18 protein-coding genes, 4 tRNA genes and 1 pseudogene are annotated in these 20,215 nt (G+C 68.1%); 7 read left to right on the plus strand and 16 right to left on the minus strand.

The window, feature by feature from the left end; translation table 11 throughout:
- Positions 1–90: 90 nt before the first annotated feature.
- Positions 91–507: a ribbon-helix-helix domain-containing protein gene (locus tag AC07NG_RS23555; protein ID WP_494596726.1), complete on the minus strand. Its 417-nt coding sequence runs from the start codon at positions 505–507 to the stop codon at positions 91–93.
- Between the two features lie 7 nt (positions 508–514).
- On the minus strand, positions 515–2,932 hold the full coding sequence (locus AC07NG_RS23560) for a type IV secretory system conjugative DNA transfer family protein (protein WP_494596727.1): 2,418 nt from the start codon (positions 2,930–2,932) through the stop codon (positions 515–517).
- A 423-nt stretch (positions 2,933–3,355) separates the two neighbouring features.
- Here AC07NG_RS23560 and AC07NG_RS23565 point away from each other — a divergent pair, with 423 nt between their 5' ends.
- From AC07NG_RS23565 to AC07NG_RS23575, 3 genes are all read left to right on the plus strand, one after another.
- Positions 3,356–3,763, plus strand: coding sequence for a helix-turn-helix domain-containing protein (locus tag AC07NG_RS23565; RefSeq protein WP_494596729.1), 408 nt, complete (start codon positions 3,356–3,358; stop codon positions 3,761–3,763).
- A gap of 101 nt (positions 3,764–3,864) precedes the next feature.
- Positions 3,865–4,143 carry an HU family DNA-binding protein gene (locus AC07NG_RS23570; protein WP_494596731.1) on the plus strand — a complete coding sequence of 93 codons (279 nt, stop codon included), beginning with the start codon at positions 3,865–3,867 and terminating at the stop codon, positions 4,141–4,143.
- A gap of 174 nt (positions 4,144–4,317) precedes the next feature.
- Positions 4,318–4,965: a DsbA family oxidoreductase gene (locus AC07NG_RS23575; RefSeq protein WP_494596733.1), complete on the plus strand. Its 648-nt coding sequence runs from the start codon at positions 4,318–4,320 to the stop codon at positions 4,963–4,965.
- 212 nt (positions 4,966–5,177) lie between these two features.
- Here the strand turns inward: AC07NG_RS23575 and AC07NG_RS23580 are convergent, their stop codons facing one another.
- On the minus strand, positions 5,178–5,510 hold the full coding sequence (locus AC07NG_RS23580; protein ID WP_494596735.1) for a DUF3768 domain-containing protein: 333 nt from the start codon (positions 5,508–5,510) through the stop codon (positions 5,178–5,180).
- Positions 5,511–6,068: 558 nt separating this feature from the next.
- Here AC07NG_RS23580 and AC07NG_RS23585 point away from each other — a divergent pair.
- Both AC07NG_RS23585 and AC07NG_RS23590 read left to right on the plus strand, forming a co-directional pair.
- The gene (locus AC07NG_RS23585) at positions 6,069–6,389 is read left to right on the plus strand and encodes a hypothetical protein (protein WP_494596736.1); all 321 of its coding nucleotides are present in this window, start codon (positions 6,069–6,071) and stop codon (positions 6,387–6,389) included.
- Positions 6,390–6,561: 172 nt separating this feature from the next.
- Positions 6,562–6,855 (plus strand): hypothetical protein, encoded by a 294-nt coding sequence (locus AC07NG_RS23590; RefSeq protein ID WP_494596738.1) that lies wholly within the window; start codon positions 6,562–6,564, stop codon positions 6,853–6,855.
- Here AC07NG_RS23590 and AC07NG_RS23595 read toward each other — a convergent pair.
- The 3 genes from AC07NG_RS23595 to AC07NG_RS23605 form a co-directional block, all read right to left on the minus strand.
- Positions 6,852–7,277, minus strand: a complete 426-nt coding sequence (locus tag AC07NG_RS23595; RefSeq protein ID WP_494596739.1) for a nuclear transport factor 2 family protein — start codon at positions 7,275–7,277, stop codon at positions 6,852–6,854. The two genes, AC07NG_RS23590 and AC07NG_RS23595, sit on opposite strands and share 4 nt — an antisense overlap.
- 135 nt (positions 7,278–7,412) lie before the next feature.
- Complete coding sequence (locus tag AC07NG_RS23600) at positions 7,413–7,709, minus strand: putative quinol monooxygenase (protein ID WP_494596740.1); 297 nt, start codon at positions 7,707–7,709, stop codon at positions 7,413–7,415.
- A gap of 4 nt (positions 7,710–7,713) precedes the next feature.
- The gene (locus tag AC07NG_RS23605; protein WP_494596741.1) at positions 7,714–8,091 is read right to left on the minus strand and encodes a hypothetical protein; all 378 of its coding nucleotides are present in this window, start codon (positions 8,089–8,091) and stop codon (positions 7,714–7,716) included.
- A gap of 140 nt (positions 8,092–8,231) precedes the next feature.
- Here AC07NG_RS23605 and AC07NG_RS23610 point away from each other — a divergent pair, with 140 nt between their 5' ends.
- Positions 8,232–8,633, plus strand: coding sequence for a thermonuclease family protein (locus tag AC07NG_RS23610; RefSeq protein ID WP_494596743.1), 402 nt, complete (start codon positions 8,232–8,234; stop codon positions 8,631–8,633).
- A gap of 362 nt (positions 8,634–8,995) precedes the next feature.
- Positions 8,996–10,048 (plus strand): annotated as a pseudogene (locus AC07NG_RS23615) (recombinase family protein); the annotation flags it as partial.
- A gap of 30 nt (positions 10,049–10,078) precedes the next feature.
- Here AC07NG_RS23615 and AC07NG_RS23620 read toward each other — a convergent pair.
- The 10 genes from AC07NG_RS23620 to galA form a co-directional block, all read right to left on the minus strand.
- Positions 10,079–10,249, minus strand: coding sequence for a hypothetical protein (locus AC07NG_RS23620; RefSeq protein ID WP_494596744.1), 171 nt, complete (start codon positions 10,247–10,249; stop codon positions 10,079–10,081).
- A gap of 375 nt (positions 10,250–10,624) precedes the next feature.
- Positions 10,625–10,701 (minus strand) — tRNA-Arg (locus tag AC07NG_RS23625).
- A 28-nt stretch (positions 10,702–10,729) separates the two neighbouring features.
- The gene (locus AC07NG_RS23630; protein ID WP_110118268.1) at positions 10,730–11,035 is read right to left on the minus strand and encodes an ETC complex I subunit; all 306 of its coding nucleotides are present in this window, start codon (positions 11,033–11,035) and stop codon (positions 10,730–10,732) included.
- Between the two features lie 26 nt (positions 11,036–11,061).
- Positions 11,062–11,138, minus strand: a tRNA-Pro gene (locus tag AC07NG_RS23635).
- Positions 11,139–11,375: 237 nt separating this feature from the next.
- A complete protein-coding gene (gene cspD / locus AC07NG_RS23640; protein WP_492854608.1) occupies positions 11,376–11,972 on the minus strand; it encodes a stationary phase survival cold shock domain protein CspD in 597 nt (198 codons plus the stop codon).
- Between the two features lie 173 nt (positions 11,973–12,145).
- Positions 12,146–12,220, minus strand: a tRNA-Glu gene (locus tag AC07NG_RS23645).
- A gap of 57 nt (positions 12,221–12,277) precedes the next feature.
- A tRNA-Glu gene (locus AC07NG_RS23650) sits at positions 12,278–12,352 on the minus strand.
- A 69-nt stretch (positions 12,353–12,421) separates the two neighbouring features.
- Positions 12,422–14,248, minus strand: coding sequence for a single-stranded-DNA-specific exonuclease RecJ (gene recJ / locus AC07NG_RS23655; RefSeq protein ID WP_494596746.1), 1,827 nt, complete (start codon positions 14,246–14,248; stop codon positions 12,422–12,424).
- A 1,189-nt stretch (positions 14,249–15,437) separates the two neighbouring features.
- The gene (locus AC07NG_RS23660; RefSeq protein ID WP_494596748.1) at positions 15,438–17,513 is read right to left on the minus strand and encodes a prolyl oligopeptidase family serine peptidase; all 2,076 of its coding nucleotides are present in this window, start codon (positions 17,511–17,513) and stop codon (positions 15,438–15,440) included.
- Positions 17,514–17,618: 105 nt separating this feature from the next.
- A complete protein-coding gene (gene galA, locus AC07NG_RS23665) occupies positions 17,619–20,135 on the minus strand; it encodes a beta-galactosidase GalA (protein ID WP_494596749.1) in 2,517 nt (838 codons plus the stop codon).
- Positions 20,136–20,215 lie beyond the last annotated feature (80 nt).

The following is a 20,215-nucleotide window of genomic DNA, read 5'->3' on the forward strand; positions in this document are numbered from 1 at the left end:
GGGTGAAGGCCCGCGCCTAACGGTCGAGCCACGCTGCGTCCTGAGCGTGCTGAGCGTCCGACAGCAGACCTTCGCAAGGTCCCCTTAGAGTCAGCTTTCCCCAGTCCCAACTCGTTCATCGAGAACCTCAGCCCGCAGGAGCCGCCCCGAACTCAATCGGCGCGCCAGCGCATCTAAGAACCCCGCGTACCGCTCCTGTCCTTTGGCGTTCTGCGCCTTCTGATCCCCAGCGCTAAGGCTTGGCGTCGCGGTCAGCCAGGCTTTGACGAACAGAGCGATCGCCTCGTTGGAGATCGTCAGATCGCGCCCCTGGCGCTCCAGTTCCCGGCCGATCCGATCGAGGCGTCGAACCACCGCGGCCTCGGCCGCCTCGTTGCCGTCTGGCGAGAGGTAGCTGGCGACAGCTGTCTGGATGATCTCCGACTTTGAACGCTTCATCCGTCGCGACGCTTCGTCGAGTGCCAGGACGAGGTCCCGGGAGAGGAAGACCTTGGTCTGGATCTTCATCGCGCCCTCACAACGGGATGCCATCATCGGGATCGAGACTGGCCTGCCTAGCCGCAAGCCTGAAACGGCGGCTCTGTTCAGCCTGGGCGGACTCGTCGGCGTCGGGATCAGGGTCGAGCCAAGCCTCAGGCTCGGGCGCCTCTCGCACCGGCTCGGCAGGCGCCTCGAACTCCGGTTCGATGCGATGACCGCCTTCGTCTTCAACGGAGCGACGCCCCTCTCCAGCGGCTGCGGACACGCCGACGACTTGGCCCCAAGGCGGGGGTCCATCGCTGGCGATACTTCCAGGCTCCGGCGGAGGCAGGACCCGCTTCGAAAGCCGAGCATCCATGTAGTAGCGGACTTTCCGCGCTCGGATCGGCGGCAGGCCCGCCATCTGGATGATGGCCTCGTGCGCCGGCATCTGCAGAATTTCGCCCGGCGTCATCAACGGCCTGGCCGTCTCCTGACGGCTGACCATCAGATGACCGAGCCACGGCGAGAGCCTGTGACCGGCGTAGTTCTTCATGGCCCGCATCTCCGTGGCGGTGCCGAGACTGTCGCTTATGCGGCGCGCTGTCCGCTCGTCGTTGGCGCCGAGGGTCGCGCGGATATGGCAGTTGTCGACGATCGAGTTGTTCTCGCCGTACGCCTTCGCCACCTGGTTCAAGCTTTGGACAATTATGAAACTGCGGATTTTGTAGCCAGCCATGAAGGCGAGCGCCTGTTCGAAGAAGTCCAGGCGCCCGAGGGACGGAAACTCGTCGAGCATCAGCAGTAGCGGCCGCCGGTCCCGGGCCTCCTCCAAGTCCTCGGTCAGGCGGCGGCCGACCTGGTTGAGGATCAGCCGGATCAGCGGCTTGGTACGACTGATGTCCGAAGGTGGCACGACGAGATAGAGGCTGACCGGTCGCTCGTGGCCGACCAGGTCCGCGATCCGCCAGTCGCACCTGGAGGTGACGGCCGCCACGACGGGATCGCGGTACAGGCCCAGGAAACTCATCGCCGTCGACAGCACCCCCGATCGCTCGTTCTCGGACTTGTTGGCGATGACCCGTTCGGGCAGCGGGGCGGCCGGGTCACCCGCCGGTTCTTCGGCGTTCGACCCGGCCTCATCGGCGTCGGCCTCGACCTCGTCGGGGCGCGTGTCCTCGCCGTCTTCATGGGTGCCGCCCTCGCCTTGCACGCCCTCTGTATCCTCAGGGGCAGGCTCGGGCGCCGGTTCGTCCTCGGGACGAACAAAGCCCGTTTCGATGCGCGCCTCGCCGTACTGGCTGAGCACGACGAAAATCCCGGCGCGGGCCTTGTCGTCCGGGTCCCAGCCGTATTCGTCGCCATAGGCTTCGAGTTCGGCGGCGATCGCCTCGAAACGCGCGGCGACCTCCGGCGGGGGCGGATCGACGTCGCCCCACTGTTCGGTCAGCTCGGCGTCCTCGGCCAGCAGCGCGTTGATCGCCTCGCTCTCGCCCGGGGCGCGCTGGCGGTAGTGCTGCCAGACGCGGCCGCAGCCGTGGCCTTGCGGGAAGTCGATGTGGGCGCTGGCCCACTTCCAGCCCTCGGCCGCCCGCGTCTCCTCGGCGACGACCTCCAGCTTTTCGACGACCATGCGTTCGAGCAAGGCGACATCTTCCAGCCAGCAGACGCCGCCCGCTTGGCTGAAGAGGTCGCGCAGGACCGGGCCGCCCGCCGCCTCGTAGGCCTCCACGCCCACGAACTGGGCGCGGCGATCGGTGCTGACGACCTTGTCCTCGACCATGGCGCGGCGGATGGCGTAGGCCTGCAGGCCGTGCGGCGACAGCTGGCTATAGACCTGCATCTGCCGGGCGACGTCGGGATTGACGGCGAAGGCCGTCACCTGCTCCAGGGTCAGCGCCGCCTCGCGATAGAGATCGAGCAGCGCCGGGGCCGCCGCCCCCAGACGCAGGCGCTCGCGCACGGTGTCGGGCTTGATCCCGTACCGGGCGGCGATCTCCTCGGCGCCGTAGCCCTTGCGCTCGGCGAGGTCCCTGAAGGCTTCGAACTGGTCCGCAGGATGAAGGGTTTCGCGGGCGAAATTTTCATCCAAGGACACCTCGGCGGGATCGTTGGTCGTATCGACCACGCATCGCACCGGCGCCCCCTTGGCCAGCGCTTTGCGCTTGGCCAGCAGGCGAAGGGCCTGACGGCGGCCTTCACCGGCGCTGACGAGATAGTAGCCGGTTTCCTTGCCGTCCTTGACCTCGGGCTCGACGACGAGCGGCTGAAGCACGCCCTTGTAGGTGATCGAGGCCGCGCGGGACTCGATCACCTCGGCGCTGTGGCCCACGCGCCGGACGTTCTTGGGCGAGGCTTTGAGGCGGTTGAGAGGGATATCCCGGACCTCGCCGTACTGGACGATGACTTGGCCGGGGCTCGCGGCCTTGGACGCATGGTCCACGGTGGTCGCGGGGGTCTCTGAGGTGGTCATGATCTGCCTCCTTGGGACAGGGGTGCAGGCGCACAAGGCGCGCCTGAACCCCTGCCCAGCGGCGAGCGCGGGTGTGCAAACGGAGGGGCGGCTTCGCGGGGACCCGGCTGCAGGGCGTCGTGCCCGGATATGCGATTTCACCGACGTGACCGAAGCTGGGCGGAAGCCGATCCGAAGTGCGCCGAGGGCGGCAGCCCTAAGCCCGCGGGCGCGGCAGCGCCCCGAAGAAGACCTGGTCGGCTGTCGCTATCGGGAGGCGGCCGTCGCAGAGATGGACCCTCGCTCGGGTGACCTCCGTTGAGGCGCGTACGCGAGACCCCGGCCAGAGGCCACGTGTCGCGGTGCTGACGATCGCGCTTGGCGCCATGAGGCGACCGCGCGGCGGCGCCGTCTAGGCAATGCACCTTCAGAAGGACCTTCGACTTGCCTCCAGGTCACAAAGCCAAGGTCGGCAACGCCGTCGATGTCCATGTCGGCGGCCGGATCCGGGTGCGGCGCAAGGTCCTCAATCTCAGCCAGGACGCCTTGGCTGGACTTGCGAGGGTAAGCTTCGAGAAGATCGACGCTTTCGAGCGTGGCGTCGACCGCGTCCCACCGGCGGCGCTCGCCGCCATAGCCCTCATCCTTGGGGTGCCGGTGGCGTTCTTCTTTGAGGCGGCCGATGAGCTGCAGAGCCGGCAGGAGCGCTTGTCCAACACGCTTGAGCAGTTGCAGGCCGACAACGAGGCTGCGCTGCTCGAACGCTTTGCCGACCTCCCGCAAGAGCTCCGTCGGCGCCTGCTCGACCTTGTCGAGGCGCTGGCGAGCGAAGCCGACGGTTCGAAGGATTGAAGGCCGAGCAACGCTCCTGTCGCGATCGGAGTTAAGCTCGACGTGACAGGCCCGGACGGGACGTTCAGGTTCGGCCTTCCGATTCCATGGAGAGTTCCAAGATGAACACCGCCGACATCGCCGAAGCCCTGGCCGCCGCCGACGACAAGCTCACCAAGACCCAGGCCAAGGCTCTGGTCGACGGCGTCTTCAAGGCGATCGCCGAAGCCGCCACCAAGGGCGAGGAGGTCTCGATCCCTGGCTTTGGCAAGTTCAAGATCCAAGACAAGCCGGCCCGCACCGGCCGCAACCCGGCCACCGGCGCCGCCGTCGAGATCGCCGCCAGCAAGAAGGTCGCCTTCACGCCGGCCAAGCAGCTGAAGGACGCCGTCAACGGCTAAGGGGCGCAGCGCGCCTTGAGCCGAGCCGCCGCAGGGATGGTCCCTCGTGGCGGCTCGGCGCTCACGGGATCAAATCAAGGTTCGCCCTTGGCGTCAGCGTCAGCCTCGCCGAGCACGGTGCAATCCTGGCGCCGGCCCCCATATCAGCGCTTCTCGCCCCAACCGGACCACGCCATGACCAAGCCCCTGAAAATCGACTTCGTCTCCGACATCTCCTGCCCCTGGTGCGTGGTGGGCCTGGGCGGCCTGGAAGCGGCCCTGGAGCGGGTCGGCGGCTTGGTCGACGCCGAGATTCATTTCCAGCCGTTCGAGCTCAATCCGAACATGCCGCCCGAAGGCGAGAACATCGTCGAGCACGTGGGCCGGAAGTACGGCGCCACACGCGAGCAATCGGCGGCCAATCGCCAGGCGATCCACGACCGCGCCGCCGCCGTCGGCTTCACTATGGCCACCGACGAGAACAGCCGCATCTACAACACTTTCGACGCCCACCGCCTGTTGCACTGGGCGGGCCTGGTCGGCGACCAGAAGGCGCTCAAGCAGGCGTTGTTCGAGGCCTATTTCACCGAAAACCAAGATCCGTCGGACCATGAGACCCTGGTTCGCGCGGCGATGAAGGCGGGCCTGGATCCGCATGCGGCCCATGAGGTTCTGACCTCGGGCCGCTACGCCCAGGAGGTCCGTGAGGCCGAGCGCGCCTGGCAGGGCGCCGGGATCAGCTCGGTGCCGGCCGTGATCATCAACGACCGCTACCTGATCTCGGGCGGCCAGCCGGCGGAGTATTTCGAGCAGGCCCTGCGCCAGATCGCGGCCGAGGCGTAAGGCCCCGCGCCCTCGTCGAAGCTATCGGATGCGGCGCGCCCCGCCGACCAGACAACGCGCGCCCCCGCCATCACGGCCGTCGCAAATGATGGATCCTGCGACGTCGAAAGCGGCCGATCCCCAAAGGATCGGCCGCCGCGCGCACGCCCTCGCCGTTTCTCTTGGACCGCGTGCAAGCCCGCCACGCCGGACGGCGTGGCGGGCTTGGCTGTTCAGTATTCGTGCGCCAACATCAGCGTCAGCACCCGCTTGGTCACCGCTGGGTCGGCCGGATCGGGCGAGGCCATGCAGAGATCCAGGTCGTAATAGTCGATCTTCCAGAACAGCCGCTCGTCCCCGACCTCGAACGCGCCGAAGTCGCGTTCGCCATACGGGTCGTTGGCTTCGGAGAAGTCGGAAAAGGCCGACACGGCGGCCACCGCCTTGTCCAGATCGACTTTGGAGAACGCCTGAACGCCAGGCGTAAGCACCCATCCCGCGCCAGGTTCGGCGCGGCAGGCGTCGTTCAGCACCGCGATCGCGGCGGTATGGTCATCCTCGGTCATTTGAAGGCTCCCTTCGGAGTTCGGGGTCTGGCGCAAAAGCGCGCCTGACCCCGGCGCCCGTCGGCGAGACCTGGGTGTGCAAGCGGAGGGGCGGCTTCGCGGGGACCCGGCTGCAGGGCCCTTTAGGGACCGAAGCTGGGCGGAAGCCGATCCGAAGCGCGCCGAGGGCGGAGCCCTAAGCCAAGCGGCCGCGGCAGCGGCCAGAACAACCCGTGCGCGCGCGCGTCAGCGAGCGCTCATGACGAATGAAGCCGGCAAGGAGACCGCGCAAAGCGCGTGTCGGAACGTCCGCGTCGATCGGCCGGCGGCGACCCCACTCTTCGCTTAAGGGGTCGCCCGCCAGGCGGCGCGCCCGTAGGAGAGCCGAAAGGCTCGGGACCGAGCGTGACCGCCGGCCGCTCTCCGTATCGGGTGAAGCCGGGCGCGAAAGCGCCCAGCGGGAGCCCCTGGTGACCGAGCACAACGCCTCAAGGTCGCAGAGTCGCGATCTCGCCGCAAACGCGCATTGCGCTCACTCACGCGAAATGAGAACAATATGGGAACATTCAGGAGCTTCCCATGCCGCCCAACCGCGCCGATCCGCGCGCGCGCCCCCGCGCGCCAAGGGCGCCTCGCGTCTTTCTGCGCACAATCGCCCGCCTCACGCGCATCGCGGTCGAGGAAGGCTACGGGGCCTCCCAAACCCGTCGCACACTGAACTACCATCTCCATACCGTCGGCGGCCTCAAGGGCCCGGCCGACTTTGTCGATCCCAAATTCGTCCCCGATTTCGAGGGCGACGTAGCCTGGTTCGAGATGGAGAAGGTCGAGCGCGGCGGCGAGCATCGCTGGCCCTGGTGGCGGGCCGTGCGCCAGGTGGAGCCTCCCGCCGATGCCTGAAACCAACGCCAGCCACGGCCCTTTGCATTCGCTTGGGTTTCACGGCTGCGGCGCGCTGGCCGGGTCGATCAATCCACTGAAAAATCACATCGCGGCCAGGCGGGGCCTGGGCGGGAATCGCCCTGCCCAGCATGGTCGTTAACCATCGGAGCCGGTCGGGAGGACCACGAAGATGACGATGATCTGGGGCGCCCTGCGCCAAGCCGCCGATCGCCGCGGCGGGCCCGATGACGACGCCGTCGTCATCGACGGCCAGCGGTTCATCAGCCTGCACCATCGCGACGGCGCCTTCCTGCGCGGCAGCGGCCAGTTTGCCTTCAGCCGTCGCGCGCCAAACGGGGAACGCACCATCCTGCACATGGAACAGGCCAAAGACATCTCCCAGGCGGCGGGGCCAGGGCACCCGGCCTGGAGCGGCGCCCTCAGCGACGGGATGAACGAACTGCTCGTGCGGCTGGCCGGCTAGGCCGGCTTGCCCAAGAGGGCCTTCAGGCCCGGGCCGGCCTTTGCGGCCATCGCCTCGCCCAAGGCGACCGCGGCATTGGCCGGCCGGATCATCACCTCGAACTCTCGGATCTGGCCGGCGTCGTCGAAGGAGATGATGTCGATCCCCTTCAATGTCTTGTCGCCGATCCGGGCGCTGAACTCGAGCACGACGGCGTCATAGCCTTCGGTCCAGAACTCCCGATGGTAGACGAACTCTTGGAAGATCGTGTTGACCGTGGCGATGATGTGCACCAGCGCCTCGACGCCAGGATAGGGCGTGAAGAAGGCTGGCGAGCGAAACACCACGGTTTCGGCCGCCAAGGGCCGCAGGCGGTCGAACTCGCGCTTTTCCAACAGGTCATGCCAGGCCTGGAGCGTCTGCAGCGCCTGTTCCTTGGCCATATGCCTCCCCCCTTTTTGTCTGGGCTTGGTCACGGCGTTCGTGGGCCGGACGCGGCAGTTTAGGAGCCGAACCAGCCCGGTCAACGCGCCTTGTCGGCGGGACCTCGCAGCGGTCTTCGCATCGCGGCTCGGCGCTCAGCCGAGGTCGGCCGGTTCCAGCACGAGGGCCGTGCGCTCGGCCAAGTCCCCGATCCTCGCCAGATAGACGGCGAAATGGGCGCTGGCGCGATGGGCCGTCACTGCCGCGTCATCGACATAGAGCTCGTCGAGCACGAAGCGGGTCGGATCGGCCTGATCGCGCCAGACGTCCCAGCGAAGGTTGCCGGGCTCGGCCCGGCTCGCGCTCGCCATGCCCAAGAGCAGCGCCTCCAACGCCTGCCCCATACCTTCCTTGCCGGCCAGCACCGCGACGATCTTGACCCCGGCGCTCATCGGATCACCCCGCGTCCTTGGCCCCGGCGGGCAGGACGCCGCGCCCCCTGCCCGGACGAGCGCGCGAAGCCTTGGCGTAGGCCTCGCGGAAGGCGGCCGCCAGGATGTAGGCCATGGCGTCTTCGTCGATCCCCTTGAGCCAGATCAGGGTCACGCCGGAGTTGCGCGGCCGCCGCGGCTCGATCGACACCGCGTGGCTGAGCGCCATGGCGGCGGCCTGATCCCTGAGGGTCAGCTTGATCACCGCCCACCCGGCCTCGGGCCAGTTAAGCGTGGCGAAGGCGCGTCCGCCGACTCGAAACTGGGTCGTGTCGAGCACATGGCGGACCTGTACGGCGGCGCCGAGCCGGCAGGCCAGGGGCGAAAAGGCCTCTGGGGTCATGAGCAGTTCTCGCGCAACACGACGTCCTTCTCATCCCGAGTCGCCGCCTGATGGCAAAGAACCATGACCTTGCGTCAGGTTCGGTCGCGGCCACCGCCCGCCCCTTAGGGCTCCACCACGAAGCAGGCTAAGGCTCGCCCATGTCCCTCGCTCCCCTCGCCGCCGCCATCATCGCCTGCACCGCACCGTCCGTTCACGACGGCGACACCCTGCGCTGCGGGGCCGAGCGCATCCGCCTCTTCGGCGTCGACGCCCCAGAGGTGCGACGCGGGAGCACGCCGGCCGAACCCTTCGCCTATGAAGCCCGCGACGAGCTGATCGGCCTGACCCGCGGCCGGGTCGGCTGCCGACCGGTCGATCGAGACCGTTACGGCCGCACGGTGGCCAAGTGCTGGTCGAGCGCCAGCCCCGACATCAATGCAGCCCTGATCCGTTCGGGCTACGCCACCGAGTACCGCCGCTACAGCAAGGGCTTCTATGCCAAGGCCGAAGCCGAGGCCAAGACGGCCCGTCGTGGGGTGTGGGCCAAGCCCGCCCGCTAGTGCACCCGATCAAAAGCCGGCTGGCTCATAGACGGCCGACATCGCCGAACACCTGTTTCTCTGCGCCACAGCACGCCCAACCTGAGATCGGCTTTGCACCCCATCGAGGTGAGAGTGACCCTCGGCCTATGCCCAGAAAGCCGCTCCCCGAGGCCGAACCGCCCGACTTCCTCGACTACCTAAATATTTTGCCGCCGCGACTACCAAGGAGGCCGGTCTCGCCTGTCTCCCTCTCTGTCACGGACGACATGCCGGCGCAGATCCCCATCGGGATCCGCGAGCTGCAGGTCACCGAGGCCTATCTGGAGAAGGTCCTGGCCGATTTGCTCGGTCCTCTGCCCTGATCCGCCGGAAAGACAGAGATGGCCAAGCGTCGAACCCCTCCCCCACCGACCGCGCCCAGCGCGGCGCTCTATCTTCGCGTCTCCACCGGCCGACAGGCCGACAGCGACCTTTCGATCCCTGACCAGGGCCGGCAACTGCGGGCCTATTGCCAAGCCAAGGCCTGGCCCGTGGCCGAGGAATTCGTCGAGCCGGGCAACACCGCCACCGATGATCGCCGCCCGGCCTTCCAGCAGATGATCGACGCGGCGATGGCCAAGCCCCCGCCCTTCCACGTCATCCTCGTGCACTCCTTCTCGCGCTTCTTCCGCGACCAGTTCCAGTTCGAATTCTACGCCCGGAAGCTGGCGAAGAACGGCGTGCGCATCGTCTCGATCACCCAGGAGGTCGGCGACGACCCTATGGGCGTAATGGTCCGGCAGATGATGAACCTCTTCGACGAATACCAGTCGCGGGAGAACGCCAAGCACACGCTGCGGGCCATGAAGGAAAACGCTCGGCAAGGTTTCTGGAATGGCTCCTTGCCCCCGCTAGGCTATCGGGTGGTCGCGGCCGAGCAGCGCGGCGAGCGGATCAAGAAGAAGCTGGAGATCGACCCGATCGGGGCCGAGACTGTGCGGCTGATCTACCGCTTGGCCCTGCACGGCATCGACGGCAGCGGCCCGATGGGCGTCAAGTCGATCGCGACCTACCTCAACGACCAGCATCTCACCACGCGCGGCGGCGGGCGCTGGAGCAACGGCACGGTGCACTACACTCTGACCCGCACGACCTATATCGGCGAGCATGTCTTCAATAGCCGCCACTACGCCACCCAGGAGTTCAAGGACGAGTCCGAGCGCGTGATTATGGCGGTCCCGCCGTTGGTCGATCGGGACACCTTCGACGCCGTCCAGCGGGCGATGTCCCAGCGCAATCCGCTCGCCATGGCCCCGCGCTTCGTCAACAGCCCAATCCTTCTGGGCGGCATCTGCTTTTGCGGCCTGTGCGGAAACGCCATGACCCTGCGCACCGGCAAGAGCAGCGCCTACCGATACTACACCTGCTGCACCAAGGCCCGGCAGGGTTCAACCGGGTGCAAGGGCATGAGCGTGCGGATGGACCTACTGGACGCCGCGGTCATCGATCACCTGGAAAACCGCCTGCTCAATCCGGAGCGTCTGGCCACGATGATGGACAACATCATCGACCGGCGCTCGGAATGGATCGAGAAGCGCCACCGCCATGTCGCGGACCTGCGCAAGCGCGCCACCGAAGTCGAGCAACGCCTGCAACGGCTCTATGCGTCCATCGAGGAAGGCATACTCGACGCCACAGATCCCTCGCTAAAGCCGCGCATCGCCCAGCTACGGGCGTTGCGCGACAAGGCCGCCGGCGACGCCGACCGGGCCGCCAAGGCGATCGAGAACATCATGCCGGCGCTGACCCCGGAGCTTTTGAACAGGTTCTCGCAAGCGACCCGCGAGCTGTTCAGAGCCGACAACGGCGCCTATCGCAGGGACTTGATTCGCGCGGTCGCGCAGAAGGTGGAAATGGTGTCGCCGCACGAAGCCCGGATCTGCGGATCGAAGGTGGAGCTGCTGCGGACGCTCGCCGTCAACAACGGCGTAGAATCGGCGGCTCTTGTCGTGCCGGGTTTTGTCCGGGAATGGCGCGCCCTGCAGGATTCGAACCTGCGACCGTTCGCTTAGAAGGCGAATGCTCTATCCAACTGAGCTAAGGGCGCGCGCTGGCCAGCTTAGCCCGGGAGACCCTCAGTGGGTCCAGGGCTGCTTGCGGTTGGTCGCGAAGTTGTCGGCGTAGGCCTTGATGATCCGCTTGGGAACCTTGGGTTCGAAAAGCTGGAACGAGATCTCGTGGCGCTGGGCGTAGGCGATGGCCTCGTCGCGGGTCTCGAAGGTCAAGCGGACCTGGCCGTTCATGTCGCTCGACTGGGTCCAGCCCATCAGCGGGTCGGGCTTGCGGGCCGAGGTCGGTTCGAACTCGAGCACCCAGTCCTTGGTCTTGGCTCTGCCCGACTGCATGGCGTTCTTGGCGGGACGATAAATGCGGGCGAGCATGGACCTCTCCAAACGGCTCCAGCTGGTGGTCGGAGCGGCAGGATTCGAACCTGCGACCCTCTGCTCCCAAAACAGATGCGCTACCAGGCTGCGCTACGCTCCGGACACCAGCAAGGGGTTGCCTTGTAAGCGATTTCCGATTCTACGCAACAGGACAAAAGAGCAGCAGCACCAACTTTGTGGGCAGCCTGATGTGGGGCCTCCCCAGCCTCGGGCCAAGTCCTCGGCCTTTCGGCAAGATGCGACGCCGCGGATCGTCCAGAAGGGCCAGGAGCGCCTCGCTGGAGCCGCGGAACGGGCGACGAGCCTGGAAGGCCCCTCGCCGTCCCGGAAAGCAGCCTCAGGCCGCCGTGATCTCGGCGACGACCAGGCCCTTGGGGCCCTGGGCGAAGCGGACCATGACGTCGTCGCCCGGCTGGAGGTCTTCGAGGCCGCCGCGACGCAGGGTCTCGATGTGCACGAAGATGTCGCCCGGGGCCTCGTCGCGGACCACGAAGCCGTAGCCCTTGGTGCGGTTGAACCACTTGACCTTGGCCCGCTCGGGCGGACCGACGGCTTCGAGGGACTGGCGCGACGCGCCGCCGCCGAAGCCGCTGCGCAGGCCGTCGCGACGGGGCGCGGCCTCGTCGAAGGTGCGCCGGGGGCGCTCCAGCGGCGGCGGGGCCGAGGTCTCGTCGAGATCGACGACCTCGCTGACCTGCCAGCCCTTGGGACGCTTGACCACGTCGCAGACGATCACGGCGCCTTCCAGCGCCGACTCGCGGCCGCAGTTGCGCAGCGAAGTGACGTGAAGCAGGACGTCCTTCAGGCCCGTCTGGCCCGGATCGTCAGGAACGATGAAGCCGTAGCCCTTTCCGACGTCGAACCATTTCACGCGGCCGCTGATGCGTACGAGATCCTCGTGCGCCGCCGATGCATCCAAGTCGTAACCAGACATTCCGCCCCTCTGGCTCGCCCAAACAGCCCAAAGGAGCGAGCGCCACAAGAATAACACTGTTCTCGCGGAGGGAGAGCCGTCAATGGCCAAATGATGCAGAGAGCGCGCAATGCGAAAGGCGCGACGTTTAGTCGCGCCTTTTGTATGCTGTCAGAAATTTTGAACGCTGCGGTTGGTAGTCCCTAGGGGAGTCGAACCCCTCTCTCCAGAATGAAAATCTGGCGTCCTAACCGATAGACGAAGGGACCACTATGCTTCGAAGAAGCAGGTAATCCGCAGCAGTTCAAAAGTACAGCCCTCGCGGCTGGTAGTCCCTAGGGGAGTCGAACCCCTCTCTCCAGAATGAAAATCTGGCGTCCTAACCGATAGACGAAGGGACCATCTCGCCGCGAGGAGCCGGGGATATACAAAGGCTCCCCGGAGAGCGCAAGCGGTCAGATGCGTTTTTTTTATTCCGTCCACATCCGGGGATCGGCGGCGTCCTCGATCTCCAGCTGGACCCCTTCCCGGCCCATGTAATCGTCGGGTTTGAGGCGGCCGACGACGTGCAGCGCCCCGCCCCCGGCCAGCAGCCGACGGCCAAGATCGGTCTCGGCCGACCGCCAGGAGACGGCCTTGATGCGGTCGCCGGACGGCCCGACGAGGTCGACTCGCACGTGGCCGCCGCGCAGGGCCATGACCCGTTCGGGGCGCACGCCGGTCAGGGCGAACAGCGGCTCGACATTGCCGGGCCCGAACGGGGCCATCTGCTGGAACTCGGTCCAGAGGGCGCGATTGGCGGCGCGCGGCTGCACCAGGGCGTCGATCTCGACCGCCTCGGGGCCGACTTCGGCCATTTCGCCGGCCAGGGCCTCCTCCAGGAAGGCGCGCAGCTCGGGAATCGAATCGGGACGCACGGTCAGGCCCGCCGCCATGGCGTGCCCGCCCCCGGCCATCAGGATCCCGGCCTCGAAGGCGGCCTGCACGGCCCGGCCAAGGTTCACTCCCGGCTGCGAGCGGCCCGAGCCCTTGGCTACCCCCGCCGCCCGGTCGATGCCGATGACGATGGTCGGTTTGCGATAGCGCTCGCGCAGGCGGCTGGCGACGATGCCGACCACGCCGGGGTGCCAGTCCTCGCCGGCCACGACGATGACCGGGGCGTCGGGATTGAAGTTGCTGCCGCGCTCGAGAATCGCCGCGGCCTCCTCGACCACGGCCGCCTCGACGGCCTTGCGCTCAGTGTTGAGCGCGTCGAGCTCTTCGGCCAGGGCCTGGGCTTCGAGCGGGTCGTCGGTCGACAGCAGGCGCGCGCCGAGGTCGGAGCGGCCGATGCGGCCGCCGGCGTTGATCCGCGGCCCCAGGATGAAGCCGGCGTGGAAGACGCTGGCCGCCCCCTGCCCCTTGGCCACCTCCAGCAGGGCCTTGAGGCCCGGATTGGCCCAGTTGGACATCACCCGCAGGCCGGTGGCCGTCAGCGAGCGGTTGAAGCCGACCAGCTGGGTGACGTCGCAGACCTCGCCCAGGGCGGTCAGGTCGAGCCATTGGCGCAGGTCGGGCTCGGGCCGGTCCTCACTGAACAGGCCGCGCTTGCGGGCCTCGCGGTTGAGGGCGACCAGCAGGATGAAGGTGACGCCGGCGGCGGCCAGCACGCCCTGCCCGCTCTGGCAGCCCGGACGGTTGGGATTGACCACGGCGGCGGCGGCCGGCGGATCCTCGCGCATCAGGTGGTGGTCGATGACCACGACCTCGAGGCCGATCGTGGCGGCGCTGGCGATGGCGTCATAGGCGGCCGCGCCGCAGTCGAGGGTGACGACCAGTTCGGCGCCCGACTCGCGGATGGTCTTGAAGGCGGCCGGGCTGGGGCCGTAACCCTCCTTCAGGCGGTCGGGAATGTAGATCGGCAGCTCGACGCCCATGTGCCGGAACCAGCGCACCAGCTGGGCGGCGCTGGTGGCGCCGTCGACGTCGTAGTCGGCGAAGACCATGGTCGGCCGGCCCTGGACCAGGGCGTCGATCAGGATCTCGGCGGCCCGGTCCATGTCGGTGAAGCTGGACGGGTCGGGGAACAGCGACTTCAGGGTCGGCTGCAGGTAGTCGCGGGCGCTGGCCTGGTCGATCCCCCGCGCGACCAGGGCGCGGGCCAGGGGCTCCGAAAGGCCGTGCAGGCGGGACAGGTCGCGGACGATCGCGGGATCGGCGGCGCGCTCGCGCCAGGCGCGGCCGGACAGCGAGCGCGTCACGCCCAGGAAGGCGGTGTCGGCGTCGGCGGCGACGGGAACGGCGTGACCGTCGGCCATGGGCTAAACCAGCCTGAAATCAGCGTGTTGGGGCATGGGACGAGCCTAGCCGGTTTGGGGGATTCGATCCATTGCACGCCGGTGCGGCGGAAGCGGACGTGGCTTCCTTCTCCCCTTGCGGGAGAAGGTGGCGGCCGAAGGCCGTCGGATGAGGGGTCTCTCAGATGGGAGACGCTCCGCCCTGCCTGACCGCCGCACGCGGCTTTTAGTTCTGAGAGACCCCTCACCCGACCCTGCTCCGCAGGGCCACCCTCTCCCGCAAGGGGAGAGGGACATGGGTCGGCGATCTCCCGCGCGAAGGCGCGTTAGGTCGGGGAGGCGCGGAGCGGCCGGGCGGAGCCCGGAGACCGTGATGTGGTTTAGCGTTTCGGCTTCGTCAGACCGCTCCGCCGCACCGTAGGCTCGAAGGACCGGGGGCGCGGGTGCTTTTTCAACCCTGGACCCGGTTGTCCCTCGGACGGGCAGGACCAATAGCCCCGCGGTGATCCGGCGGCGCCTCGGCTGATCCTGTTAGGCCGGTTTGAAACGATCCCGGCCCTGTCGACCCACTTGTCTCGTCACGGAACGGCTGGCGGCCCAATCACGCCTTCTGAGCGATCCTGCAAACCCGCCCTTCCCATGACGCAACAAGCGGCCCCGCTCGATGCGATCCACAGCCGCTAACTCGGGCCGGTACCAAGAGCCCTCCCCATGGCTGGGATGGCTTTGATTATGGGGCGGCTCGAGTGGGGGAGGATAAGTTGGGGTTATAAAGTTGTAGGGCTTTGAGTTCGCTGGACTCTTTTTTGAGCTCGCCGTGTGAGCAGCGTGCGTATCCCCCGATCCTTCTCCCCTTGCGGGAGAAGGTGGCGGCCGAAGGCCGACGGATGAGGGGTCTCTCAGATATCCGACATCGCGCCCGGCCTGACCGCCGCACGCAGCTTTCAGTTTTGAGAGACCCCTCACCCGACCTCGCTCCGCGAGGCCACCCTCTCCCGCAAGGGGAGAGGGATCAGTTGTTCCGCTTTCGCGGGGATTTTACGGGGAGAGGTCAGGCCCCGAGCCCAGTCTCGCCCCCTCCACCACTTCGTGGTCCCCCTCCCCCGTTGCACGGGGGAGGAGTGGCGCGGATCGGTCTGAGAGACCCCTCACCCGACCCCCGCCTTCGCGGGGGCCACCCTCTCCCGCAAGGGGAGAGGGATCAGGCGTCCTACTTCGGGGGCGACTGGAACTTTTCGAACCAGGCCAGGATGGCCGAGGCCTTGGCGGCCGATTGGGAGGGGCGGCTGGCGATGCCGCCGTGGCTGGCGCCAGGGACCTTGACCAGGGCGGTGGGCACGCCGCGCAGTTGCAGGGCCTGATAGTACTGCTCGGCCTCGCCGACCGGGGTGCGCAGGTCCTGGTCGCCGACCACGACCAGGGTCGGGGTCTTGACGTTGCCCACCAGCGACAGCGGCGAGCGGGCCCAGTAGCCCTGCGGATCCTCCCAGGGCATCTTGCCGAACCAGTAGGAGGCCATGGAGCTGTAGGCGTCGGTGGTCAGCACCTGGCTGGTCCAGTTGATCACCGGTTTCTGGGTGGCAGCCGCGGCGAAGCGGCTGGTCTTGCCGACGATCCAGGCCGTCAGCGCCCCGCCGCCCGAACCGCCGGTGACGTAGAGCCGGTCGCTGTCGACGAAGCCCTTGGCCACGGCGGCGTCCACCGCGCTCATCAGGTCATCGTAGTCGTGGCTGGGATAGTTGCGGTCGATCTCGTTGGCGAACGCTTCCCCATACGAGGTGGAGCCGCGCGGGTTGGCGTAGACCACCACGTAGCCGGCCGCGGCGTAGAGCTGGTAGTCGGTCGAGAAGCCCGGCCCATAGGCCGAGAACGGCCCGCCGTGGATCTCGAGGATCAGCGGATACTTCCTGGCCGGGTCGAAATTGGGCGGGGTGACGATCCAGGCGTCGATCGGCTTGCCGTCATAGGACGACTTCACCGGCAGGGCCTCGACCTTGCCCAGAGTCTTGGCGCCCAGCAGATCGGCGTTCAGGGCCGTCAGGCGGCGGGCCTCGGCGCCCTTTTTCGCCACGGCGATGTCGGAGGGACGGCTGGTCGAGCCTTGGGTGAAGGCCACGGTCCCATCGCGCGCGACGCTGAAGGCGCCGCCGCTGTAGGGGCGGTCGAGGCCGGCGCCGTTCAGGCCGGCGACGATGGTCTCGATCTCGCCCGAGAACAGGCCGACCCGGGCGACCCGCACCGAGCCGTGATCGTCGTAGTCGACATAGAGGCTGCGGCCGTCGGCCGACCACACGGGGGCGTCCACCGAGCGGTCGAGCCAGCCGGTCAGCACCCGGCTGTTACCCCCGTCGATGTCCATCACGTAGAGGCGCTGGTTCTCGTAGCCGCGTCGGCGGGAGTCGTCGTAGCCGACATAGGCCACCTGGCGGCCGTCGGGCGAGACCACCGGACTGGCGTCGGGACCGATGCGGCTGGTCAGGGCCTTGAGCGCCCCGTCGGCCAGGGTCAGGCGCCAGATCTCGGTCTGATTGCCGTCGCGTTCCCAGCCTTCGGACCGGTTGGCCGAGAACAGCAGGTAGCGGCCGTCCTTGGTGAAGGACAGCGGCCCCCGGTCGTCGAACCTGCCGAAGGTCAACTGGCGCGGCGCGCCGCCCTCGGCCGAGACGGTGTAGATCTTGGAATAGCCGGGCTTCAGCGTACCCTCGCCGTCCTCGCGGAAGTTGACGCGGGTCTCGACGGTCAGGGCCGGCGCCCACTTGGCGTTGTCGGGCTTGCCCTCGGGGGCCGAGCCCAGCTTGGCGCCGTCGTCGCTGGTGAGCATGGTGAAGGCGATGGTCTTGCCGTCCGGCGACCAGGTCAGGTCGCTGGGGGCCTCGTCCAGGGTGGCCAGCCTGGCGGTGCGGCCCGTGGCGACCCACTGGACGTAGAGCTGGGCGCCGGCGTCGGGCGTCACCTGCACATAGGCAAGGCGCTGGCCGTCCGGCGACCAGCGCGGCGACATGGCGGACCCCGGCCCCGCGACCAGCGGCGTCTGCACGCCGGTCTTGGCGTCGACCAGCCAGATCGAGCGCACGGCGCGGTCGACCATGATGTCGTTGGTGGCCCGCACATAGGCGATGACGTCGCCGTCGGGGCGGATCTGCGGGTCGCTAGCGACCTCGAGGCCGAAGAGATCGCGGCCGGTGAACAGCGCCTGGGGCGCCTCGCGCACGGCCGCCCCGGCCATCGGTCCGGCCGCCGTCAGGGCCAGCAGCGAGACGAGCAGCAGTTGGGTCGGGCGGCGCATGGACGATCCTGGCGAGGCTGACGAAAGAAGGGGTGGATACTGCCCCGCTCGCGGCCAGCGTCCACCCCCATTTCGACGTCTCGTGGAAGGATCTTGCGCGGACCCCTACCCCGCCTTCAGCGCCAGCGAGGCCGGCTTCAGGCCCGGGGCCGAGGCCAGGACCCGCACCTCGCCCGCCTGGCCGCGCTTGGTTCGGACGATGGCCTGGGCCAGGCCGTTGAAGACCTTGCGCGAACTGGCGACGTCGCTCTCGTGGCTGGTCGGATTGCCATTGCCGACGCCGATTACCTCGCCGGGGCCGGTGACGGCGAAGGTCACCAGGTCCTCGGCCTTGGGCACGGGACGGCCCTTGGCGTCGACCACCTCGACCTTGAGGATGCCGACGTCCTGGCCGTCGGCGGCGAGCGTCGAGCGGTCGGTGGTCAGGCGCAGGGCGGCGGCGGGACCAGCGGTCTCGCGGCGCTGGCGCAGGATGACCTTGCCGTTCTTGTAGCCGTGGGCCTCGATCGTCCCAGCCACATACGGGACAGACCATTCAACGTGATGGTTGGGGGTGACAACGCGGATGCCCTGGCTCTTGCCGTTGAGGAACAGCTCGACCTTGTCGCAGTTGCTGTGGACCCAGACCGGAACGGCCTGGCCTTCCTGGCCTTCCCAGTTCCAGTGCGGGAAGAGGTGCAGCAGCGGCTCGGCCCGCCACCAGGCGCGGTAGTAGTAATAGTTGTCCTTCGGGAAGCCGCAGGTGTCGAGCGCGCCGAAGTGCGAGCTGATGCTGGGCCAGCGGTTGAAGGGCGTCGGCTCGCCGCGATAGTCGAAGCCGGTCCAGATGAAGCCGCCGGCCATCCACGGACGGTAGGCCGCGTGGCTCCACCACTTCTCGGCCGTGGTCGCCCACCAGGGGTGGTCGGTGTCGTAGGCCGGGACGTAGGACTTGGCCTCGCTGCGCAGATACTCGCCGCGCGTGGTGACCGTGCTGCCGCTCTCGCTGCCGATGATAGGCAGCTTCGGGAAGCGGGCGTGGAAGTCGTCCATCTTCTCGTGGCGGTAGTTGAAGCCGATGACGTCGAGCTCGGCGGTGATGCCGTCGCCGAAGCCGTTGTCCATGGCCGCGGTGACGCCGCGGGTCGGGTCGAGACGGTTGACCAGGCGCTTCATGGTCTTGGCGACCTTGGCGCCGCGCGGCGTGCCCTGCTGGGGCTCCTCGTTGCCGATCGACCACAGGATGATGGACGGGTGGTTGCGGTCGCGGCGGATCAGCCGCTCCATCTCGTCCAGCGAGGTGGGGTCGCTGGACATGCGCCGGGTCTCGGCGATCAGCAGCATGCCCAGGCGGTCGCAGGCGTCCATCAGCTCGGGCGTGGCCGGGTTGTGCGAGGCGCGATAGGCGTTGCAGCCCATCGACTTCAGCTGCTCCACCCGCCAGACCTGCAGGGCGTCGGGGATGGCCGCGCCGACGCCGGCGTGGTCCTGGTGGTTGCAGGTCCCCTGCAGCTTGACGTGCTTGTCGTTGACGAACAGGCCCTGGTCGGGATCGAAGCGCACCGAGCGCACGCCGAACGGCGTGGCGAAGCGGTCGACCACGGCGCCGCCGACCTTCACCTCGGTCACCAGGGTGTAGAGGTGCGGGTTCTCCAGCGACCACAGGACGGGGCTGGCCAGGGTCACGGTCTGCGACAGCGACTGACGCTGCCAGGCCGGCAGGCGGCCGGCGGCGGGGGCCACGGCCAGGGCCGGCTTGCCCGCGCCGTCGAGCACGGTGTGGACCAGCTCGAACGCGGCGGCCGCGTCGCCGTCGTTAGCCAGGTCGGTCTCGATCTCCAGCGTGCCGTCGACCTTGGCCTTCACGAACACGCCCCACTGGGGCACGTGCACCGGGGCGGTCTTGACCAGCCAGACGTGGCGATAGATACCCGCGCCCTCGTAGAACCAGCCCTCGCCCAGGCTGGCGTCGACGCGGACGGTGATCAGGTTGTCGCCGCCGAGATTGGCGATGTCGGTGATGTCGACGCGGAAGCTGGCGTAGCCGCTGTCCTCGCGCTCGAGGATGTAGCCGTTGATGATCACCAGGGCGTCGCGCATGACGCCGTCGAACTCGATCGACAGGCGCTTGCCGGCGTCGGCGGCCGGCAGGGCGAAGCTCTTGCGGTACCAGCCGACGCTGGTGTCGGGGAATTCGCGGCCCAACGCCTTGTAGCCGTGGGCGGCGCGCAGGTCCTCGTCGTCGGGCTTGCCGCTTGGGACGTAGGCCGGGTTGTCGACGAACGGCAGGGTGACGGCCCAGTCGTGGGGCAGGGTCACCGGGGTCCAGGCGCTGTCGTCGAAGTCCTTCTGGGCGGCGGCGGCCACCCACCAGTTGGGGGCGTTGGCGCCGGCCTTGGCGTAGGTGCGCTGGTTGGCCCCGAAGCCGAAGTCGCGGGCCGGGTCCTGGGCGTGGCCGAGGTGGAACTTCCAGTCGAAGTCGAGGCTCGAACGCTCGCGGGGCGCAAGGTCGACGACCACGGGCTTGGCTTCAGGCTTGGCGACTGCGGCGGGCTTGGCGGCGGCTTGCGCGGAAGACACGGCGGCGAAGGCGGCGACGCCGGCCGTGCCGGCCAGGGCTTCGCGACGGCTGAACTCGACCATCGGGGGACCTCTCAAAACAAAAAGAAAGGGAGGAAGCCTGCGAGGCTTCCTCCCCTCACAAAGGATCGTCGGGGAGGAAT

Source organism: Caulobacter sp. GW821-FHT10C03, from assembly GCF_059415485.1.